Raw genomic sequence first — 20,956 nt, 5'->3', positions numbered from 1 at the left:
ATTGTTACCCCTAAAAACATAAGTAGTAGCTCTTACTGAAGATATTGCGCATTATATTATTGGAGAGACCTCCTGTTTTAAATCCAATTCTAAGATTTCTTACATACTCTATTTTTAACTTTTCTAAGGTCTTTTCTTCAGCCACAACGACGAAAAAACCTTAGAAGTATATTTAACTCACTTCAGTGGTTTTCCACTGGCTACCGCTAACTTTTTGTTTCTTTTCTTTCCAGACTCTCAATTTTTCTACCTAATTCAGCCTCTAATAAATTGGAATCAAATGTACCATTTCCGCCTTGCTAATTGTCCATTCCCATATACTAGGTGGCTGATGCAACCTCATTCCATTAAATCGATGAGCGGAGCGAATCCGTTTAATGGTTGTTAATAAGTTTATACAGTTATAGTATCAAAATAGAATGCACTTTTAGAGAACTCAAGCAAATTATTGGTGGATTTCATTATCAATTTCGGTGTAAATAAATGCCGAAACTAAATATTTCTTATTTCAAACGGAAAAATAGTAAAAGAATAGAATTTAAATCCAACTAATTTTCCAGCTATAAAGTGACCTAATTCATGAATTATTATATCGATATAAATACAACTTAATAATAAAACTAATAATATTAATATACTGTATTTGTGAATACTTTCAATATCAATAGATAAGTTTTTAATTTTACATAACGCTGTTAATATTATTAATATATCTATACCTACAAAAAATGAAACAAGACCCATTATTTTTTTATTACTTATATTCATAATATGAAATCTCCACATGGCAACCTAATATATATTAATTTTATATTTTTCTTTTTAATTATCATATACACCTTCTTAAATTTTATATAAATATTATCATACTCCAATTTTTAGTAATATATATATCAGTTTGCCTTTTTATCAGAAATTGTGCTATAGAAAACCACCCCTACTGCAACACCAACTGCAACAGAAATATTTCTTGCTAAACTTATATTTGATGGTCTGAAAAAATAGTCAAACAAAAAATTAAAAAAAGAAAATGACACTGAAAACTTTATACAAGTAATTACTTTTCCTTTTGTGACTTTCATATAAATCATCTCCTTATAATTTTAAAACTATACTTTTTATATCTCACATTGTGTATAATCGAGCTTCAACATTAATATTTTGTTATGCACTATTAAGTGTACCAAGATACAATGTTAAAGCTCGTAATACTTATTTTTTTACTATATTATAAAATTTATATTGATAACCAACCGTTTCCTGGTTTTGAATCATGATTATCTAAGTATCTTGCAACAGTGTTTCCAATATCAGCGGCATTTATTGCAAAATTTACTGCACCAACAAGGCTACCTGCTAGTGCTCCAGCACCAATAGAAAGTAATTTGGTTTTAATATTCCTATTAAATATTTTTTTCCCTCACTAACTCCTACCTTTCTAATATATGATGAGATAGCTCCTTCTCCAGCTACCCGAACTGGCATAACATCAACTCCTAACCATCCTCCATCAACATACTCCATCTCACCACTCTCAACCTCAACATAATTATTCGGTAATTTTAAAGCCATTTCAATTTTTTAATCCCCTTCCCATTATTATAATATTTTCAACTGTTTACTACAATTAATAATCACATTAATTGCATTATTTATATCAAAAGCACTTGCTGACACCTAAAATAGCTAATTAAGTTTTATCCCAATCTGTTCCATAAAGTATTTCATACATGTGATTTTTTCATACTTAACCCTAGTTTCCGTAATCATACCAAGGGTAACATTAACTTTTCCTCCTTTTTTATCTGCAAGGTAATTTTTATCAAGTTTTACTTTAACCTTGAAATATACATTCCCTTTTTCATTATCTATAGTCGCACCTTGATCTATATTTAAAACCTTACCTTGAACAGCTCCATACTCTTTTTACCAAACCGTCGCTTTATTCCTTTTTTAGGTGACTGTCCAAACCCCATAGGATGCAACTGAAAATCACCATAGAAGTCACTGAAAACAGTTCCTTCTATGGTGATGATTATAATTCAGAAAATCCGATTTATACACAAACTGCAGGAGTCGCAGTCGCATTCTTCACCTTGCTACAAATTCTTTTCTTTACAATTAAAATACAAATAAAAATTTTCACCTAAAATATCTTTAACTTTTGTATATCTAAGTCCTATTTTTCTATCAGTACATATTGTTGGATATAGTAATAAAATCCCAATCAATATAACCGCAGATTCAAGCAAAGTACCTATCCCAAAAAATCCAAATGCAGATATAAGAACTAATATATATCCAAGAGATGCATACAAACCGTCTCTAACAAAAATTCTCTTTGCTAAAAATTTATCTAAATAAAATAAATAACACTTTCTATAATTAGCAATTAAAAACCATATAAATGAATAAATAGAAACAAATACAATAAATATTCTTAGTAATTTAATATCAATCTGATGTATTTGTGTTATACCCATTCCAAAACCCGCAAATATAAAAAATGAAGTCATTCCAAGTGTTGCCGCTTTACCAATTTCTCTTATATTTTGTTTTTCTTCTTCAGATATTATTTCAACTTCCATATTTTCTTTTTTAACAGGTGTATGTTTTTTCGCTTTTTTATACATCTTATATTCCAAATATACATTAACAATTAATAAAGAAGCTAATATGACTTGTTGTATAATAAACCCTGCTGATAAAAATTTGAAATTAAATCCTTGAAAAGCAACACAACATGATGCAACTCTTATAACCCAATCGATTATTGCTTCAATTTTAAACATTTTATATTCTTCTTTGTTATCAGTAGCTAATATAAATGATGTAGCAATTAAAAATACATATGGTGACAATACCCAAAGCACTTCTATTGTTAAATTATTTTTCAATGCGATTTTATCGTATGAATATATAAATGCAAATGCAAAATTACTTATATAACTAATTAAATTTAATAACATTAAGATCTTAACAGACTTTTTCATTTATAATATCTCCTATTTTTATAATTATTTTTTTGACATAGGTATTTAGACGTATCTCAATGGTTCTTGTTTATCATCACTAACCCCAAAAGTAATTAGATCTTCTTAGATTAAAGTCAAGGTGTTAGTTATTAATTATTTTTATGTAACCTTATTAATCAGCAAATTTTGTAGCATTTGCAGCTAATTAGTAACTAAAAACTAGTCACTACGTTCCATTTTTTATAATGGGGTGAGATGTCCGTTCTAAAGAATATATAAATTCCTAAATTGTTCAAATAATAATTTTTCTAATCTACTATTTACAATAGATGATTTAGGAATTGAGTTTAAAACCTCATTATAAGTAATCTCGTTAAGAAAATATTTTGTTCTACTAATAATGTATTTTTGATAAAAATTTCTCTTATTAGAACTATTTCTTATTAACTCAAATATTTTTTTTGCCTCTTCTAATTTTCCCTCTTTAATTACCATATATATAACAATTACATTTATATATTCAAACAGATTTCCATTTAAATATTTTATTTGGGATAACTTTTCTATTAAATTCTCCATGTTTTTAATTATATTTATATTAAAACCATCAATACTATTAATTAATACATAATAAAGTATATATGTCTGTAAATTTATTTGATTTTTATTATGGCTGATGTTGTGGAAAAATTTATCTTCCATATTTAATTCTTCACATACATCATTAGCATATTTGTAAATAAACAGATTCTCCTCATTAATATTTTGCTTTTGATTTGATAATATATTATTATAGTAAAATAAAGTTGATACGGCAAACACTTTATCCCTGTATAGCCTATAAGACATTATCCCATCACTAAATAAAAGAGTAAGACCCCCTATTATCATTGACATAACACCAAAAACTTTAATAAACAAATTTGGAATATAATAATTATATATTATATTAATTATGATTCCCAATACTGAACTTCCAAAAGAACCGGCCAAAGTTATAAATATAATTTTATTTTTTTGAATTTTAAAATCAGTTTTATTTCTAAGCATACTTATTTCAGGTAAAACAAAACCAGGCATGTATTCTTTAAGCTTAATATCTATTTTTATATTATATTTATCTTCATTTTTATAAATTTTAATTGGATAAGCATCAAGACAATATATATCCAATCCTATTAATTTCAAAGCCAAAAAATGAATTAGCTCGTGAATTATGTTCGTTAATAACAAACTTATAATGATATATATAAACACTAAACTCATATGTTCCCCTTTTGTAATTTATTATTATATGCTAACCAGAAGTTATCTCTTTGCTTAAATCAACTTCCCGTTCTATTAAATACATTATTATCTATATAATTTGCTTTCACAGACTTCTATTGTAATATGATTTAGTCAAATTTCATAAAATGCTTTTACTCATCGTGCCTGCTCCCTTGCTTGACTTCGAATACTGATTTCCATAATATATATTAATAGCTTACTAGCGAAATTAATGGTTATATTTCCAAGAGAAATTACCACTCATTTGGTGTTAGTATAATATTGTAGACACTAAAAACCGAACACATTAAAATATAAATATGATAAGGATGTGTTTATAATTGCAAGAGGTCAAAAACAATATACAGCTGTATTCAAAAATACAATAGTAGAGCTATCTAACTCTGGAAAAAAGCTTAGCAGGGTTAAGCAGTGAATATTCCCTATCAAAATCAACAGTAACAGATTAGATAAATAAAAGGTCAATAAACCATAAAAATGATACATAGTAGCATTGGATATATTACTCCCCAACAGAGTGAATATTTGGCTAAATACTCTGCTAGCTCCTTAATATTTAGATGATAATACGTTTTTCTTGTTTTAGGTCCATATTCGGTGATCTCATTTTCTGTATAAATATTAGTATTAATTTTTATCCTACCCACATAAAACACTTCTTGAGCATTAATAAAACTCTGCCACACCTGTTAAGGCCTAAAGTCTTTGCGATAGTAATTCCACCTATATTTTCTTCTAAATACATATTTACAGTGTTTAGATTAACTTTAACTTGATAATTTCTTTATTTTTTCAAAAAAATCATTCCATAAAATGAATTTTACAACTCTTTTTTAGTTGTGTCCATTCAATAGGGTGATACCAACTATGTTAAATGTTTTATCTAGGTGATTACTTCTTCCCCCTTAGGCTTGTGCCCGCATCCATGTTTTTACAGGCACCTAACAATTCTACACCTGTTAATCCTTTTTTTTTAACAATACCGTAAAAATCTACTTATAAAAAACATATCAGAAATAATAAAAAAAGCTATTAATTAAGACTATTGATGTGCCTAAAAGTAATACTACCGCCAAAAATAAATTACTTCCATTAGTTGATAATTTTGAGAGTATAGTGTCTTGTTTAACAAAGTCCTTGAATATATTCATTTATACCCACCTTTTTTCTATTACTTTTCGAATATAATTAATGTTGTATTTGTTTTGTAGATTTACGAAGCCTTCCACTTCTAAACTAAGTATTGTTAGCGGTAAACTAAAAGGGTGATATTTCGGCAAACAAAAAGGGAGAATAATTTACAGTTAAGTACAATAATAATTCCTTCTCTGATACAATTAGAGATATATTTTACAGAGGGGGAATTTAAAATTGAAAGGATGGAATATGTTTAGTGAAATAAAACAATATAAAGCACTTGGATTTAATAAATCACAGGTTGAAAGAGCTCTAAATATAAATTACAAAACAGTTCAAAAGTATTGGGACATGGATCCTGGTGAATATGCTAAAGTCACTATTCAATCGAAGAATAGACATAAAAAAATTGATATCTACAAAGATGATATTTTAGAATGGATTACTGATTTCAGAGATATGTCAGCAGCACAAGTACTTGATTGGATAAAGGAAAGATATGGTGATGTAAAATTTAAAGAAAGGTCTTTAAGGCTTTATATTAGTAATTTAAGGAAAGAATACAATCTGCCTAAGGCTTCGCCAATAAGACAATTTGAGGAAGTACATGAACTTCCCATGGGCTACCAAGCTCAGGTTGATATGGGTCAAATATGGCTCAAAAGATTAAATGGAAACAAAGTAAAAGTGTATTGCTTTGCAATGGTTTTATCACATTCAAGGTATAAATACATACTTTGGACAGACAAACCATTTACTACCGCCTCTTTTATTGATGCTCATAATCGAGCTTTTGAATATCTTGGTGGTATGCCTATTGAAATAGTGTATGACCAAGATCGTGTGCTTGCAGTAGCCGAGAATTCTGGAGACATTATTTATACCGAAGGTTTTCAAAATTATATTAATACTATGAAATATAAAGTTAGGCTTTGTAGAGGTTTTGATCCTCAAAGTAAGGGGAAAATAGAATCTGTGGTAAAATACTCAAAATATAACTTTGCTATAAACAGAGTATTTATAGATGTTGATTCCTTTAATGAAGACTCATTCAAATGGCTAGATAGAACAGGCAATGGTAAAAAACATGAAATAACGAAAAAAATACCGGCAGAAGTGTTTGCTCTCGAAAAGAAACACTTGCTACCAGTACCTGAACTCTTTGAAAAAAATTCATCTAATACTAGTTTAACTTATGCTGTACGAAAAAACAATGTAATTTTGTATAAACAGAACAGGTATCAAGTGCCCAAAGGAACTTATAGCCCAGGTAAAGAACTTAAATTAATGATAAAAGGCTCCAAAATGAATATAGTTGATTTTGATACAGGTGTATTAATAGCAAGTCATCAAGTAAGTACAAGGCAGGGTGAACTTATAAAAATAATTCATCCCGAAAGGGATATTCACAGTTCTATTGACCAAGTTTATGAAAGATTGTTTTTTGCTCTCGGTAAAACTGAAAATGCAAAAATGCTACTAGATGGCATAAAACGTGAAAAACCAAGATACTGCAAAGATCAATTTGGTTCAATACTAAATATAGTACATTCATATGAAGCTTCGCTAATAGAACAAGCATTTAATTATTGTGTTATACGAAACTTGTGGAGTGCTGGAATGTTTAAAGAAACCCTTGAATATCTTGCGATACAGGATATTGCAAAAGTTGATAAAAAATCTGTAATTGACAAGTTATCTATACCATCAAAGTATAGAGGGTTAAAACCGGAAGTAAGAAGTATAAGTGACTATATTAATGCTTTGAAGGAGGACAAGCAATCATGGAGAAATTAGAATTAATCAAAGAGTATGCCAAAAATCTTAAGCTAAACTATTTAAATGTAGATGCAGATAAAATTATTGAAAAAGGTGAGTTAGGTAATGTTTCCTATCAAGACTTTCTATTATCAATACTTAAAAATGAGGTTGTTTTGAAAGATCAGAAAACACAAGAAAAAAGACTTAAATATGCTGACTTTCCAGTTAAAAAGACAATGGAGGAATTTGATTTTCTATTTCAAAAATCAATAACAAAGAAACAAATAAACAGACTCATGGAAATGGAATGGATAGATAGGATGTATAATCTTATATTTTTAGGCCCACCGGGCGTTGGGAAGTCTCACACAGCTATTGCCTTGGGTTATAAAGCCGTTGAGGCAGGTTATAAGGTAAGTTTTGTAACTATGGATAATCTGATGCATGTTTTGAAAACTCAGCAGATATCAAGAAAAAGCAAAGGTAAACTAAATAGAATCCTTTCTTCAAGCCTCGTTATAATTGATGAGGTCGGATATCTTCCTATAACTAGAGATGAGGCTAATTTGTTCTTTCAATTAATATCATCCCTTCATGAACAGGCATCACTAATTATAACTTCTAACAAAGGATTCGAAGAATGGGTAGAGCTTTTAGGAGACCCAGCATTAACAACAGCTGTATTAGATAGAATATCTTATAGGTGCGAACTTTTTAACATGATTGGAAAGAGCTATAGGTTGGAGCACAGAAAATCTATCTTTTAGCAGTTAAATGGGAAAAATATACTGGGATAAATTCAGTAAAATAGTTTGCCGAAATTTCTCCAAAAGTACTTGCCAATAACAAGTATCGTTTTATTGGATAGCTTTTTTGTAAAATAAGGGTAATACCGTTTAAATTCACCCATAAAAAACACCATAATTCTACTTGCAAAATTCTTTATAGCTTTTGATTACAGCGCAAATAAATTTCAAATTAACTACAAACAATACTAAAAACATAAAATTTTCTAATATGCCTTCTGGCCAAAAGCTACTAATATTAAATTGGATAATTGAAATTATAATTAAACAAGGAATATATTTTCTAACATTAGCTGCATAATCGGACATAGCAAATTCATAAAATTTATTAATGATTTTCAAAATCTCACATCCATTTCCCCTACATATTTTCCAAACTTAATTTGCAATGATTTTTCTTCAATTTCTTCCTTATTCTTGTTTAATATTTTCGTTGCAATTAAAATACTTTCTTTTAACTGTTTATCAATATTATAATTTTTATCAATAAACTCTAAAACTCTTAGTTTATACTGAAAAACTTTAAATGCCATTTGTATGTGATTTGTCACAAAAATCATTTCACTTTTATAATCATCCAATTTCCTGATTTCTCCACCTAATGACAATCCATTTCTTTCTTCATTCAAGTTGATATCCAAAAGAATAGAAATTAATATCAAAATAAAAAAGATGAGTAATCAATAATAATTAATGATTACTTATCTTTTTTAAAAGAAATTAGTTTATTGGTATATTAATTAATAAAAATACACATCAAATATGTCATACTACAAGTAAATGCTTTTAGCATTTCCAATCTTCTCAAGAAGACGTTTCAAAATTAATGGAAATTCACCTAATTTTATCTCTTTAACGCCAATGTTATCTTTTTCTTGAAAAAAGTCTTCAATTTCATAATATATTTTTTTTGTAACTGCACTTTTATGTAAAAAACAGGGTTCTGAATCATTGAAGTATTCAATACTTTGCTCAATAATAATATTCTCTGCAACTGGTAGTTTATAAAGATTACCCTCATATAAAATGCAATTATCATTATCTGTTATTTTAATATTTCTCGGCATTTAATAAACTCCTTTATATTTACTATATTAAATTATAAAAACTATAAATAAACAAAATAAGAACATCACTATTGCGGTTAATAATTTTATTAAATACATTTTCTCTACAAGGAATGATGATACTTTGAACATATCAGTCCCTTTATCAATAATAAATACGATTATAATTGGTGGTATAATAAATACTAAATCATATAAGAATAAATAAGAAAAAGCCTTAAGAGAATAAATGCTATTTTTTTGTATCATGTAACTTATACTTGCAAGATATACTTGTCCTGTACATAAAAATTCTCCTAATGAAATAACTACACCTAATAAAAAACTTATAATAACTAATATTTTCCCACTTTTATTTTCCAAAAATCTTTTTATTACATTGTGATTAAAACGTCTAACTTTTCTTGGGAGTTGATTTTTAATTTGTCCAAATTTTTCCTTTCTTGCTTTTAAAAAATCATTTACATTCAAATAAATAATTATAGCAGAAAACAATATAAATATTTCTTTCATTATTGTATTATATATTCCTATATTTATTTTAGATAGATATGTGTATAAGACTGAACCTATTAATAAATATGCTATAAATTTACCTAAAATAAAACTAAAACCAAGCTTCTTTATTCCAACATTTTTGACACTAATAAGTGAGAGAAAAAATAAGAGCATGGATATAGAGCATGGGTTAAGTCCATTAATAAATCCTGTAAATATAAAACCTAAAATATCATAATTGAATGAATTTGCATTTATCTGAATTCCCTCCAAAATAGGTGTTTCCTTAACCTTCTCATTCTCATTCTGTAATATTTCTCTTATTATAGACTTTATTTCAGACGGCTCTTTTATATATCTATCTGATACGAATATAATTGGTGCTCCTCCAGTCTCTTTATTTAACTTATATTCATTATTATATCTAACAAGCATCTCATAATTTTGACTTTTACTTATATCATATTTATATATCTTAATATTTTTATGTTCTTTCTGTAACTTATTTAGTTCATCTTCAAACTTATTGCATGTATTACAAAGAGGCACATTGAAATAAATCAAATTTAACTCATTAGTCTTTGCATGAATTGTGTCGACCATTAAGAAATTAATGGCAAAGAATATTATTAGTAAAAATAATATTCTACAGTATCTTTTTACTACTTTATTAATATTCATACTTCTCATATTTTAACCTCACTTGGATTATTTATTATTTCAATTTCACTATGAATATGATAAAGTTCCTACTATTTATTTACGATTAAAACATCTAATCATAATTCCACCACAATTTATTTTCCTAATTGGAGTTTAATATATCTCCTACAATTCTTTTAAATTCGTCTTTTTTATAAATACCAACCATTTTTTCATTACCTACATACATTGTTGGTATCGTATTAATCTTGAGATAGTCTATTTCTTTCTTTATTTCCTTGTTATCATCTTTCCTTTTATTATATAATTTCTCTCCTAAATATGACTTTAAGTACTGCTCTGATTTTGGACTAATATACTTTTCTTTTTCATTGAAGATCTTTCCAATCTCTTTATAATCCTCTGTACTAATTTTAGGAATATTTAAATGCATATTTTCATTAACATTCTTAAATATTAAAACAACTTTCTTATTAGCTATATATTCTAATAGAATTGGCTCAATATTTTCATTCATTTTTTTACAATCTGGACAATTAAAGTCCGTATACTCAATTATCTTAACAGGTGCCTTAATATCACCAAAAACAATTCCAGCATTAGATATAGTCTTAATATCATCTTTTTTACTTAAACCCTCAGATCTATTTATAAAAATACCCATAATCACTAATAGAACTAAACTTATTGTAATAACAACACATTTTTTCTTCCTTTTAAACTTCATTTTTCCTTAATCCTTTCAATAAAATATTAAATATTATTGATAAGACAATAGTCGCCAAAAATACAGCCAAAACTAATAATAAAAATGTAGTCTTTATATTAAACGTATAGCCATTGTTTCCAATTTTAAGAATCTCCATTGTGTTAAAAAGGATTTTACCACTTTTATTACCAAACATTTTAAGAAAGATTAAACTCATAGCAGTTATAGGTAAAATAATTATACTTAAAACAGCAGCTAAACCATATGTTTTTTCACTAATTTTTATCATCTTAATCTCCCCTAGTATCTAAATTATTTTTTTATTGTATATCATTAATAATATATAGTTAAGAATATTTTTACCATCACCTGTAAATGGTAGTAAATGTACTAATTGAATAACAAACATTCCCGCAAAAATATTGATATACAGAGAATATTGCCACTCTTTAAACATGGTGAAACTAATGATGTACATTAAAACTCCTAAGATTCCAGGAATTATTGATCCTGATAAGGCTATAATAATATTGTTATTAGAATTAGTTTCTGCCGGTCTTACAAATCTCACTCCCAATGGACTTATCCCTAAAAATCCTATATTTTTATTTTTCTTTTTTATCCATAAAGAGTACATGTGAGATAATTCATGTATGTTTGTGCTCAAAATTAATCCAACAAAAGCGATCAAAAATCCAAATGCTACTCCCGAAGCTAAACTATCACTAATTAAGACTACACTCAATATGTATAGAACTAATGTCCATATAAATAATATCCCTATTTTTTTAAAAATCACATTATTAATACTATTAAATACAGAAAAAAAGTTGCTGTTTTTTATAGTAACTCGTTCTTTATATCCTTTTTTATATTGTGAAATAAGGTTGATAAATATATTTTTTATCCTTATATTAGTTTTATATTTCCAGTTTAAAAGATAATTTGTATTTAATTCATAGAATAAATTATTTATATCATTATATAGAACATCATAATTGATTTTGATTTCTTTGTTTAAATATTCTGTAATCTCACTTACACTTTTAATTCCATCAACTAGTAATAATATTTTATAAGCCGTTTCATTTATTGGAATATCAGCATGTAGATTATGATCAAAAATGTGATCTTTATTAATCTCAATATTTTGAGGTATATATGGTATTCTTTTTAATTTATTCATATTTTATCCTCCATTTAGCCACTAAATAAAAAGCAGCAAATAATATAATTGTAAGTACTACCGCCACAATTATCAAAGACATATTTGTTGTAATTATTTGATTTAATATAACCACTATAGGAATCATTGTAAAAAAGAGAATAAAAAAAGCAAATACACCCATATAAGGGTTCTTGTTATCTACTGGAATTAATATTCCTAAAATATATAATGATATTATTGAACTAATAACTATTGGAATGCTAATCAATATTTGATATATATCCATATTAATTCCTAGTATTATTATAGTTATAAGTAGAAATAAACCATATCCAATAATACATAATCCTATTGCCTTTGAAATCAACACCTTTAACAATTCAACCCCATTAGCTTTATACATTATAAAGTAATTATTTTCATTTCCAAAGGAGTTTAGCGCCAACATACTAGAAACTAAACTTACTATCCCTATTATCATAATATTCGGCTCTAAATTTCCCAATTTAAATCTTACTAAAATTGACAACAACAAAAAAATTATTATATTTATGTAATTTTCTTCATTTCTAATTTGAACTTTAACTTCTTTTATAATTAATGATCTATTAAACCCTTTTGACATAGGCAGAAATTTTAATATTTTAGAAGAGTTGTTATTCTGAACTTTTTCATAGCAAAATAAAGTGCTTAAAGCTAAAAATGCAGTAATTAAGATATAAATACTTATTCTTAAATAGCTTACAGAATTAAATGCTGCAACCTTTACTGATTTCATAAGAACTCCACTAATTAAATAAAGTATATTATAATCAAATTTAGTGTATGAAGATAAAATCCCTTCCACCGAAAAATTTTCTATAAAATAATAAAATACTGACATTAGTAAAATTAAAAGCGTTATAAGTTTTCTATAAGGGAGTCCAATCATAGATATAATAAATATACAAAAGTCATATATTATTGTATTTAAAAAGAATACAAAAGTAATTTGTATAATAAAAGCTAATATACTGGCTAGCAAAAACCCTCCCTGTAAATCATTCATAACCAATGACGGTATAACTAATAAAGTATTTATAAACAATTCGCTGACAAATACAACAAAAAATATTGGAAGCTTGTATCCTAAATTCCTTTCGAATGTAGTAAGCGGAAACCAATTTAACTGCATTTCAAATTCACCGCGATCTTGTATTACAGATTTTACCAACACAAATAGTGCCGTTGTTACCACAGAAATATTTACTAATATACCAGAAAACAATAAATATAGTGACCTAGTATCCCCATTCACAAACATTACTATTATAGGATTTACAACACAGTATCCTGCTATTACGGATAAAAAGGTTATAAAAAATAGAAATGAAATTACTCCTACAACCTTACTTTTAGTATTCAATATTTTTGCTAGACTTCTCTGCCATATTTTAAAAACTAATTTACAAATTATTAATGACTTCGTCAATTTTATCACTCCTACTTTTATCAAGGGATGCTTTAATAAAAACTTCTTCAAGTGAATTACAGTTATATTCTTTTTTCAATATATTACTAGTATTTTCTGCAACTTTCCTCCCTTTAGAAATTATTACAATTCTATCACTCAAACTATCAGCTAAAAGAAGATCATGAGTTGACATTAAAATACTTTTTCCATCTTTCAAAAATTTTCTCAACATTTTTTTTGTTGTTATTATCGATTCTACATCTAATCCTCTAAATGGCTCGTCTAACACCATCAATTTGCCTTCTAACATAAATGCTGCAATTAATTGAAGCTTTTTCTTCATTCCATGTGAATAATTTTTTATTATTTGCTCCATAGCTTCTGCCATATTGTATATTTGTACAAGTTTTTTAATCTTTTCGTCATTTACATTTTGATACATTGATTTTACGAAGTTAATATATTCTTTACCTGTCAAAGACTCAATAAGTAATAGTTCGTCCGGTACATATGCAATATATTCTTTAAATTTCTTAGTATTATTTTTTTGACCGTATAAAGACAAAGTCCCTTTGGTTGGAGAAATAACTCCAAGTAAACAATTAATTATTGTAGTTTTCCCAGAACCGTTTGGACCAACAATTGAAACCAATTCTTTTTCTTTTAGTTCTAAATCAAAATTTTGAATGCCCCAAAAATTATTTGAATATTTTTTACTAAGGTCTTTAATTGATAACATAATAAAAGTTCTCCTCCCTAAATAGAATATTGTTTTTGTAAAATTTTATTTTGCAATCAACTATAAATTTAAATGAAACTTAGACAAGCTTATTATCCATTATAGGCTTGTCTAAGTTGAAGAATGATGCAATAAAATAGCTTTTTTATTGCATTTTATTCATTTAATAACATTCAAATTTGACTTTTAATCCCCATTCAATTATGCTATAATCTCCAGTGAAGCCACTGTAACCATTAGCAAGACACCACACTGACATACCTATGAACCATGTAACACCAATTACTAGTAATACTGCCATAAATATTATAATCCACGCTTGATCTTCAGTATATTCAACTGAAGTACAGTCAATTTTTGGACATAAATAAGTTTCCATACAACACCCCTTTTTTGTGGTATTGTCAAAAATACTAATCTATCTTTGACTTACCCAATTTTATTTTAATAATTTATATTAATAACTTGCTTCCAATTCAGGATTAGGTATTTTAGTTTCGCGAGAACTAAAATACCTAAACAAAAGAAAGGAACAAGATATCATCATGATTAATAATTCTTCAATTCAGTCAATCGTTTACATACAAAATAATTACTAACCTTATTTCTCTACTACCATATTATAAACCTTTAAGGGTCGTCCTTTTAATATTCTTACCTAAAATACAAACCCATACCAAATCTCTTTATAATTTTTTATCAACCTTATATAGTGATTTAGGCATCTTACATTCATTAAATGACCAAACTATACACATTGATGATGAAGCTTTCGCCACTGCCGATACACCAGAACAAGTTATTGAAGCTACTTTTTCTAATATTAAATTTTTCATTTTTCCACCCCTTATTATTAAGTTCTCCTATTGCTTTACTTGAATTACCATGATATTATTTTACCATATTGTGATTGCTTAATTCTACATTTTTTCCTAAGATGGGCTTTTTTGCACGTGAAATGTAATTAATATTAATTTTTATCAATAAATTATTGTTTAGGGTGGCGTTATATGAATATAAATGAAAAATTAAGCAACTTATACATGGAATTTGTCAAAAAAAATTTAGATAAGACAGAGGAAGAACTTGAAATACTCCATTATGGCACTCAAGTTATATTAATTAGTATATACAAATTAATTATTCTGTTTATAACATCATATTTTCTTAAAGTATTCACCTATACATTAATAGCATTTATAGTTTTTGGCTTCCTTAGATCTTTTGCTAATGGCGTTCATGCAGACTCTAGCCTAAAGTGTATTTTTTTAAATTATATAATTTTCTTAGGAAATGTGTTTTTAAGTCTAAATTTCACTCTAAATAGAACTTCAATAATTATCTTATTTTTAATAAGCTTAATTTTAGTTGTTAAATATGCTCCTGCCGATACAGCTGAGCGTCCCCTTGTAAGCAAAAAATTAAGAAAAGCTTTAAAACTAAAATCTATCGCTGTTGTATTAATTTCGTGTTCAGTAAGTCTATTATTACCAAATTCAATTTATAAAAATATAATTATTTATTCCATCTTCCAAGAATCCTTTTTAATTACTCCCTTTGCCTACTTTATTTTCAGAAAACCTTATAATAACTATAAAAATCTGCAACTTTAAAGCACTAATTATTAACAATAATTAGTGCTTGTGTAAAAACGAAGTTATCAATACTAATATTTAAATATACATTATTATATTTTTAATTCTAAATATCCTTACAGTATCCAAATATAGATTATAAATAAATCTTAGACAAGCCTAATTATAAGCTTGTCTAAGATGTTGCAATAATAAAATAAATTTATTATTACATTTTATTTACATTCAAAATTGACTTTTAATCCCCATTCAACTATGCTATAATCACCAGTGAATCCCTTGTAACCATTACTAACACACCACACTGACATACCTATCATCCATGTAGCACCTACCGCTAGTAACGCTGCCATAAATACTATAACCCACGCTTGATCTTCAGTATATTCAACTGAAGTACAATCAATTTTTGGACATAAATAAGTTTCCATACGACACCCCTTTTTTGTGGTATTGTCAAAATATTAATCTATCTTTGACTTACACCATTATATTTTTATAATTTATATAAATAACTTGCTTCCCGCTCATGATTTGGTATTTTAGTTTCGCGAGAACTAAAATACCTAAACAAAAGAATGGAACAAGATATCATCATGATTAATAATTATTCAATTCAGATAATCGTTTACATACAATATAATTATTAGTCTATTTCTTTAGCACTAAATCCAAACTTTTAGCACAATCTTATAAACCCTTTTTCCTCAGTTCTTCTATCGATTTACTTGAATTACCATGACTTTATTTTACCATGTTTAATTATTTGATTCTACATTATTTCCTAAGTTGGGCTTTTTTGAGCGTGAAATGTAATTAATATTAATTTTTATCAATAAATTACTCTCTTAGACTTCTTTATTTTCAGAAAATCAAATAATGACTATGAAAATTTACAACACAAGAACTAATTATTAACAATAATTAGTTCTTGTGTAAAAACGAAATTATCAATACTAGTATTTAAATATACATTATCATATTTTTCATTCAAAATATCTTTAACAGTTTTTAAGCCTATTCCTCTATTGACGCCTTTTGTTGAAAAATTTTTCTCGTATATTTTATGAATAGATGCAGTATTTTCCGGGCAAGAATTTTTTATAATAAATGTAGTACTATTATTATTTTTATATACTAAAAATTCAATAAATTTGTTATCGCATAATATCGCAGCTTCTATTGCATTATCAAAAACAATTCCGATAATCCTACAGATATCTATTAAATATATTGACAATTCATTAACATCGTCCACAATCTCTATTTTGACTTTTATGTTTTTTGATTGAGCCTTAATAATTTTAGAAGAAAGTAGTCCTTTCAACGAATCAATTTTTATATGCATAAGTGATGTATAAGATCGATTCTTTTCCAATATTTTTTTACTTTCAGGCATTAATTCTTTATAATAGAATTCCTTCAACTCTTTTATATTTTCTGACTCGATATATGCCCCTATTGTTTGGAATATATTAATTTGGTCATGTCTAAAACTTCTTAAGTCATTTGAAAGATTTTCTAAATTTATAGTATATTCTTTAAGATGGTCCAATTCTTTTTCTCTGTAATCCCATTCTAAATCTTTTTTAATACTTTCGTTATTTGTATTAGTTAATATTAATATCACAATAAAATAGCTAATTATCAAAAAAAGGTTTAATGAAATAAAAAATTTATTAGGCTTATTAAATATCATTTTTAATGATAAAGAATAAGAATATATAGAAATAAGTGATATTACTACAGTGGAGACTAAAATAGAAATATTTTTTGATTTTATATTCAAAAAATTTTTAATATAGTTATTTTTTAAAACTTTACATGAAAATTTACTTAGAAAATAACATACTATTAAAATTAATAAAGCTGTTAATAATTTAATTTTAGGATTATTTAGTATATCACAATATTTAATTTTTAAAATAAAAACTAAGATAACCCCAGTAACAGCATCACCAAAAGCAAAAATCAATTGTATAAAAATAGAAATTAATAGAGCATAGTATACTTTTTTAAAAAGTATATATAAGTATATAGTCATTATTATTGTTGTAATAGGAATTATCAACTTATTTTCATTATAATTATTCAATAATACAATTATAGAAAATAAAACACTATTAATAACTAAAAAGTTTTTTTTAGTTATTTCCATATAACTTATATTAATCATAATAATACCAAAATTTAATGCAATAATAAATATATATAATAACTCCACTATCATATTAAACATTTTTTAATTAATCCTTTTAGATATAATGCTGAGCTATAACAGATCTCATCATTAATCATATAGATAGTTTTATTTTTTTTATCAAGAAACTTAATTTTGGTGGTATTAACTATATAAGATCTGTGACATTTATAAAAATATGATGGTAATTTAGCTTCTAGATCCTTCATTTTTCCATAGAACTCAAAATGGCCATTAGTCGTATGGCCCCTTAATTTATGACCAATATCTGCTGTTTCAAAGAATAGGATTTCATTAAATAGAAAGTTTTCAATCCTATTCACTAGATTTATTGAAATGACTTCTTTTTCTTTAACATTAACATTTTTATAATTATTGTAGGCTCCACTTAAGCATTCTGAAATGCTGCTTTTAAGAGCCTCATCATCAAATTTTAAGATATAATCAAAAGCTCGTACTTTATATTTAAATGTTAAAAATGATAACTCAGCATGTGAAGTTATAAAAACAATATATCCTTTTGTATCATAATTTCTTATCTCTTTTGCAAGGTCTATTCCATTTGATTTAGTGCCTAAATCTACATCTAAAAAGTAAATAAAGCTTTTTTCTATGTTGTTCTTAAGATGATTAACTACATCTTTAGAATTATCAGCTGATAAAACTATCTTTAAATCAAGCTTTAAATCTATTAATTTATTTTTTATAATACATTCAATCTTTTCCCTTTGCATCTCATTATCTTCACAAATAATTATATCAAGCATTTTAGCACCACCTTAATAAGAATTCAAACTAAAACTTATAATAATATGACAATTTACATTATTATTATACCATTTCCAACAAAAAAACACTACATTGCTAATTAGTTACATGAGCTATGCCCGCGGTGGTTTTTATGAGCGAATTTAATCCTCCTATGGCATTTTTAGTTTTTATATTATTCTATATACACGATATTTCGAATAGATTAAAATAGAGGAATGAATGTAATGACGTTTTCCTCTAAAATTAACTAAGGAGATGTTGCTTTGAAAAACAAATCTATACTATTATTTTGTATAATTATTTCCATAAGCTTTATTTCGCAGGGTTGTAGCAAAAAAGCTGAATCTATTGCTACGCCAAAGCAATCAAACCCTAAAAAAACAGAATCAGCTGTAAAGACCTCACAAAAGTACTTCTCTCCTTATACGGGTGAAGCGGTAAAAAAAGAACTATTAGATAATATTGCTGTGCTTGTGGTAGTAGAAAACTCAGTAGCTGCAAGACCTCAATCGGGTTTGAATGCTGCGGATATAGTTTATGAGACCATGGCTGAAGGTGGCACACCTAGATTCATTGCATTATTTCAAAAAAACAATGCTGAAAAGGTTGGACCAATTAGAAGTGCCAGGCCTTACTTCTTAGATATTTCAAAAGAATATAACCTGCCCTTTGCTCATTGTGGTGGAAGTTCGGAAGCTCTTGTTAAAATAAAAAATGAAAACTTGATGAGTATGAATGAAATGACACATGCTTCTACTTATTGGAGAGATTCGCTGCGAAAGGCTCCTCATAATCTTTATACCTCCACAGAAAAATTAAGAGAACTTGTTAAAAGAAAAGATTTTGTCAAAGCTCCTACTGTAAAATTAAAATTTGACAAAGGCTATTGGGATAACGCTAAATCACCGAAAGCTATAGATGTACTTTTAAAAATAAACAAAAATTACAACACTGGTTACAATTATAAGGATGGGCTTTACCTCAAAAGCATGGATGGAAAATCATCAACTAATAAAGAGAATAAGCTTCCACTAGCATTTAAAACCATAGTGGTGCAAATCACCTCCATTAAAAAACAAGCAGATGGACAACATTTAGACATTTCTCTTGTAGGTAAGGGGGATGGTTATGTTATTAGTAATGGCAAATTTATAAAAATGCATTGGGCTAAAAAAGATGCCACTTCGCAAACACTTCTAACTGATGAGGGTGGTAATAATTTGCCATTAAATCCCGGAAAAACTTGCTGGAACATTGTAGATAAAAATACCATTGTAGATATTAAGTAAATTATAAGGTTAGGCGGTTACTACTATAGTTGCTATATTAATTATTTAGATTGAATTTTTTTTTTTTTGAACCTTATAATATAAAAAAAGACTTGCCTCGTATAATGAGACAAGTCTTTTTGTTGTATTTCGATTAAGCTTTTTGAATTTTTCCATCAATTTCTTCCTGATTAGTTGTTTCTACAATATCTTCTTCAACAATATCATTGCAAACCTCAGCTTTAGTTAAGCATATTAAACATTTTGAAACTTTTTTGTTTACTACACCCACTCCTAATAGAAGAAATGCGATACCTCCATATATTGCAACTGGTTCAAATATTCCTGGCAACAATTGTGATGGCACTAACGCATCTCTTACAGTAGCGGCAGAATAACCCTGAGCTACTGCTTGATTAAAGTTAGTTCTATATAAGAAAACATTATTAACTAATAATGCAACTCCCATAATTGCAACAACTGAAGCGACAACATACAAAGTAATTGAAATAGCAGATTTCCCTGATTTTTTAGACGCATTTTTTGCTTTGATTTTCATAGTAATTCGTCCCCATTTCCGCCATTAAAGGCTATATTATAATTTCGTTTTAATACTGATATTATTTTTCAGCACTTCTGCTTCTTTTAATAATAGTAACAAATAATTGTTGCATTTAAGTGTCAATATTGTGAACAATTTATAACTAGGGTTTCCAAGTTTTAAACCCATCCTCCATTAATAATACATCTAAGTGTTTTGAAAGAGATTTCCACTCACTTTTTAAACAATGATATGCTTCTTTACCGTCATCACTTAAAACGTAAAACTTACGTGGGCGACTAAAACAAACTCGAT

General features: G+C 26.9%; 25 protein-coding genes. 4 read left to right on the top strand and 21 right to left on the bottom strand.

Annotation, left to right across the window (positions count from 1 at the left end; genetic code table 11):
* Positions 1-492: 492 nt before the first annotated feature.
* The 6 genes from ACWJKS_RS02685 to ACWJKS_RS02660 all read right to left on the bottom strand — a co-directional run bounded on the left by ACWJKS_RS02685 (position 493) and on the right by ACWJKS_RS02660 (position 5,416).
* Entirely contained in the window at positions 493-768 is a 276-nt protein-coding gene (locus tag ACWJKS_RS02685) for a hypothetical protein (RefSeq protein ID WP_462960364.1), read from the bottom strand.
* 125 nt (positions 769-893) lie between these two features.
* Complete coding sequence (locus ACWJKS_RS02680; RefSeq protein ID WP_462960363.1) at positions 894-1,082, bottom strand: hypothetical protein; 189 nt, start codon at positions 1,080-1,082, stop codon at positions 894-896.
* Between the two features lie 274 nt (positions 1,083-1,356).
* Positions 1,357-1,572 (bottom strand): hypothetical protein, encoded by a 216-nt coding sequence (locus ACWJKS_RS02675; RefSeq protein WP_462960362.1) that lies wholly within the window; start codon positions 1,570-1,572, stop codon positions 1,357-1,359.
* A 527-nt stretch (positions 1,573-2,099) separates the two neighbouring features.
* Complete coding sequence (locus ACWJKS_RS02670) at positions 2,100-2,993, bottom strand: hypothetical protein (protein ID WP_462960361.1); 894 nt, start codon at positions 2,991-2,993, stop codon at positions 2,100-2,102.
* Positions 2,994-3,239: 246 nt separating this feature from the next.
* Complete coding sequence (locus tag ACWJKS_RS02665) at positions 3,240-4,241, bottom strand: hypothetical protein (protein ID WP_462960360.1); 1,002 nt, start codon at positions 4,239-4,241, stop codon at positions 3,240-3,242.
* A 1,034-nt stretch (positions 4,242-5,275) separates the two neighbouring features.
* Positions 5,276-5,416: a hypothetical protein gene (locus ACWJKS_RS02660; RefSeq protein WP_220286762.1), complete on the bottom strand. Its 141-nt coding sequence runs from the start codon at positions 5,414-5,416 to the stop codon at positions 5,276-5,278.
* Between the two features lie 220 nt (positions 5,417-5,636).
* Between ACWJKS_RS02660 and istA the strand changes: the two genes are divergently transcribed.
* Both istA and istB read left to right on the top strand, forming a co-directional pair.
* Positions 5,637-7,199, top strand: coding sequence for an IS21 family transposase (gene istA, locus ACWJKS_RS02655; protein WP_462960359.1), 1,563 nt, complete (start codon positions 5,637-5,639; stop codon positions 7,197-7,199).
* A complete protein-coding gene (gene istB / locus ACWJKS_RS02650; protein WP_220320588.1) occupies positions 7,187-7,930 on the top strand; it encodes an IS21-like element helper ATPase IstB in 744 nt (247 codons plus the stop codon). Before istA ends, istB begins: the two co-directional genes overlap by 13 nt.
* Before the next feature lie 159 nt (positions 7,931-8,089).
* On the opposite strand, the gene ACWJKS_RS02645 is transcribed toward istB, so the two are convergent.
* The 11 genes from ACWJKS_RS02645 to ACWJKS_RS02595 form a co-directional block, all read right to left on the bottom strand.
* The gene (locus tag ACWJKS_RS02645; protein ID WP_165413327.1) at positions 8,090-8,311 is read right to left on the bottom strand and encodes a hypothetical protein; all 222 of its coding nucleotides are present in this window, start codon (positions 8,309-8,311) and stop codon (positions 8,090-8,092) included.
* A complete protein-coding gene (locus ACWJKS_RS02640; RefSeq protein WP_165413326.1) occupies positions 8,308-8,598 on the bottom strand; it encodes a response regulator in 291 nt (96 codons plus the stop codon). Before ACWJKS_RS02640 ends, ACWJKS_RS02645 begins: the two co-directional genes overlap by 4 nt.
* A gap of 141 nt (positions 8,599-8,739) precedes the next feature.
* Complete coding sequence (locus ACWJKS_RS02635) at positions 8,740-9,036, bottom strand: hypothetical protein (protein WP_165413325.1); 297 nt, start codon at positions 9,034-9,036, stop codon at positions 8,740-8,742.
* A 27-nt stretch (positions 9,037-9,063) separates the two neighbouring features.
* On the bottom strand, positions 9,064-10,224 hold the full coding sequence (locus ACWJKS_RS02630; RefSeq protein ID WP_216303209.1) for an urease accessory protein UreH domain-containing protein: 1,161 nt from the start codon (positions 10,222-10,224) through the stop codon (positions 9,064-9,066).
* 115 nt (positions 10,225-10,339) lie between these two features.
* A complete protein-coding gene (locus ACWJKS_RS02625) occupies positions 10,340-10,924 on the bottom strand; it encodes a thioredoxin domain-containing protein (RefSeq protein ID WP_462960358.1) in 585 nt (194 codons plus the stop codon).
* A complete protein-coding gene (locus tag ACWJKS_RS02620; RefSeq protein WP_165413322.1) occupies positions 10,914-11,195 on the bottom strand; it encodes a hypothetical protein in 282 nt (93 codons plus the stop codon). Before ACWJKS_RS02620 ends, ACWJKS_RS02625 begins: the two co-directional genes overlap by 11 nt.
* 18 nt (positions 11,196-11,213) lie before the next feature.
* The gene (locus ACWJKS_RS02615) at positions 11,214-12,092 is read right to left on the bottom strand and encodes a zinc metalloprotease (RefSeq protein WP_165413321.1); all 879 of its coding nucleotides are present in this window, start codon (positions 12,090-12,092) and stop codon (positions 11,214-11,216) included.
* Entirely contained in the window at positions 12,085-13,545 is a 1,461-nt protein-coding gene (locus tag ACWJKS_RS02610; RefSeq protein ID WP_165413320.1) for a hypothetical protein, read from the bottom strand. Before ACWJKS_RS02610 ends, ACWJKS_RS02615 begins: the two co-directional genes overlap by 8 nt.
* Positions 13,520-14,266 carry an ABC transporter ATP-binding protein gene (locus tag ACWJKS_RS02605; RefSeq protein WP_165413319.1) on the bottom strand — a complete coding sequence of 249 codons (747 nt, stop codon included), beginning with the start codon at positions 14,264-14,266 and terminating at the stop codon, positions 13,520-13,522. Before ACWJKS_RS02605 ends, ACWJKS_RS02610 begins: the two co-directional genes overlap by 26 nt.
* A 163-nt stretch (positions 14,267-14,429) precedes the next feature.
* Positions 14,430-14,645, bottom strand: a complete 216-nt coding sequence (locus ACWJKS_RS02600) for a hypothetical protein (RefSeq protein WP_165413318.1) — start codon at positions 14,643-14,645, stop codon at positions 14,430-14,432.
* 307 nt (positions 14,646-14,952) lie between these two features.
* Positions 14,953-15,102 (bottom strand): cyclic lactone autoinducer peptide, encoded by a 150-nt coding sequence (locus ACWJKS_RS02595; protein ID WP_165413317.1) that lies wholly within the window; start codon positions 15,100-15,102, stop codon positions 14,953-14,955.
* Between the two features lie 174 nt (positions 15,103-15,276).
* Between ACWJKS_RS02595 and ACWJKS_RS02590 the strand changes: the two genes are divergently transcribed.
* Entirely contained in the window at positions 15,277-15,879 is a 603-nt protein-coding gene (locus ACWJKS_RS02590) for an accessory gene regulator ArgB-like protein (RefSeq protein ID WP_165413316.1), read from the top strand.
* 197 nt (positions 15,880-16,076) lie between these two features.
* Here the strand turns inward: ACWJKS_RS02590 and ACWJKS_RS02585 are convergent, their stop codons facing one another.
* The 3 genes from ACWJKS_RS02585 to ACWJKS_RS02575 all read right to left on the bottom strand — a co-directional run bounded on the left by ACWJKS_RS02585 (position 16,077) and on the right by ACWJKS_RS02575 (position 18,828).
* On the bottom strand, positions 16,077-16,292 hold the full coding sequence (locus tag ACWJKS_RS02585) for a hypothetical protein (RefSeq protein WP_165413315.1): 216 nt from the start codon (positions 16,290-16,292) through the stop codon (positions 16,077-16,079).
* Between the two features lie 476 nt (positions 16,293-16,768).
* Positions 16,769-18,100 carry a sensor histidine kinase gene (locus ACWJKS_RS02580; RefSeq protein WP_165413314.1) on the bottom strand — a complete coding sequence of 444 codons (1,332 nt, stop codon included), beginning with the start codon at positions 18,098-18,100 and terminating at the stop codon, positions 16,769-16,771.
* Positions 18,088-18,828: a LytR/AlgR family response regulator transcription factor gene (locus ACWJKS_RS02575; RefSeq protein ID WP_165413313.1), complete on the bottom strand. Its 741-nt coding sequence runs from the start codon at positions 18,826-18,828 to the stop codon at positions 18,088-18,090. The genes ACWJKS_RS02580 and ACWJKS_RS02575 overlap by 13 nt, the downstream gene beginning before the upstream one ends.
* Before the next feature lie 267 nt (positions 18,829-19,095).
* Between ACWJKS_RS02575 and ACWJKS_RS02570 the strand changes: the two genes are divergently transcribed.
* Positions 19,096-20,121, top strand: a complete 1,026-nt coding sequence (locus tag ACWJKS_RS02570; protein ID WP_462960357.1) for a DUF3048 domain-containing protein — start codon at positions 19,096-19,098, stop codon at positions 20,119-20,121.
* A 133-nt stretch (positions 20,122-20,254) separates the two neighbouring features.
* Here ACWJKS_RS02570 and ACWJKS_RS02565 read toward each other — a convergent pair whose 3' ends face one another.
* Positions 20,255-20,659, bottom strand: coding sequence for a hypothetical protein (locus ACWJKS_RS02565; RefSeq protein WP_462960356.1), 405 nt, complete (start codon positions 20,657-20,659; stop codon positions 20,255-20,257).
* Between the last annotated feature and the right edge of the window lie 297 nt (positions 20,660-20,956).

Source organism: Clostridium sp. CM038, assembly GCF_055081105.1.
This window is presented reverse-complemented; position numbering and strand designations above follow the sequence as displayed.

Bases quoted from the DNA above. Each gene is read 5' to 3' on its own strand.
- ACWJKS_RS02685 (WP_462960364.1), bottom strand. From the start codon at position 768: ATGAATATAAGTAATAAAAAAATAATGGGTCTTGTTTCATTTTTTGTA.
- ACWJKS_RS02680 (WP_462960363.1), bottom strand. From the start codon at position 1,082: ATGAAAGTCACAAAAGGAAAAGTAATTACTTGTATAAAGTTTTCAGTG.
- ACWJKS_RS02675 (WP_462960362.1), bottom strand. From the start codon at position 1,572: ATGGCTTTAAAATTACCGAATAATTATGTTGAGGTTGAGAGTGGTGAG.
- ACWJKS_RS02670 (WP_462960361.1), bottom strand. From the start codon at position 2,993: ATGAAAAAGTCTGTTAAGATCTTAATGTTATTAAATTTAATTAGTTAT.
- ACWJKS_RS02665 (WP_462960360.1), bottom strand. From the start codon at position 4,241: ATGAGTTTAGTGTTTATATATATCATTATAAGTTTGTTATTAACGAAC.
- ACWJKS_RS02660 (WP_220286762.1), bottom strand. From the start codon at position 5,416: ATGAATATATTCAAGGACTTTGTTAAACAAGACACTATACTCTCAAAA.
- istB (WP_220320588.1), top strand. From the start codon at position 7,187: ATGGAGAAATTAGAATTAATCAAAGAGTATGCCAAAAATCTTAAGCTA.
- ACWJKS_RS02635 (WP_165413325.1), bottom strand. From the start codon at position 9,036: ATGCCGAGAAATATTAAAATAACAGATAATGATAATTGCATTTTATAT.
- ACWJKS_RS02630 (WP_216303209.1), bottom strand. From the start codon at position 10,224: ATGAGAAGTATGAATATTAATAAAGTAGTAAAAAGATACTGTAGAATA.
- ACWJKS_RS02625 (WP_462960358.1), bottom strand. From the start codon at position 10,924: ATGAAGTTTAAAAGGAAGAAAAAATGTGTTGTTATTACAATAAGTTTA.
- ACWJKS_RS02620 (WP_165413322.1), bottom strand. From the start codon at position 11,195: ATGATAAAAATTAGTGAAAAAACATATGGTTTAGCTGCTGTTTTAAGT.
- ACWJKS_RS02615 (WP_165413321.1), bottom strand. From the start codon at position 12,092: ATGAATAAATTAAAAAGAATACCATATATACCTCAAAATATTGAGATT.
- ACWJKS_RS02605 (WP_165413319.1), bottom strand. From the start codon at position 14,266: ATGTTATCAATTAAAGACCTTAGTAAAAAATATTCAAATAATTTTTGG.
- ACWJKS_RS02600 (WP_165413318.1), bottom strand. From the start codon at position 14,645: ATGGAAACTTATTTATGTCCAAAAATTGACTGTACTTCAGTTGAATAT.
- ACWJKS_RS02595 (WP_165413317.1), bottom strand. From the start codon at position 15,102: ATGAAAAATTTAATATTAGAAAAAGTAGCTTCAATAACTTGTTCTGGT.
- ACWJKS_RS02590 (WP_165413316.1), top strand. From the start codon at position 15,277: ATGAATATAAATGAAAAATTAAGCAACTTATACATGGAATTTGTCAAA.
- ACWJKS_RS02585 (WP_165413315.1), bottom strand. From the start codon at position 16,292: ATGGAAACTTATTTATGTCCAAAAATTGATTGTACTTCAGTTGAATAT.
- ACWJKS_RS02580 (WP_165413314.1), bottom strand. From the start codon at position 18,100: ATGTTTAATATGATAGTGGAGTTATTATATATATTTATTATTGCATTA.
- ACWJKS_RS02575 (WP_165413313.1), bottom strand. From the start codon at position 18,828: ATGCTTGATATAATTATTTGTGAAGATAATGAGATGCAAAGGGAAAAG.
- ACWJKS_RS02565 (WP_462960356.1), bottom strand. From the start codon at position 20,659: ATGAAAATCAAAGCAAAAAATGCGTCTAAAAAATCAGGGAAATCTGCT.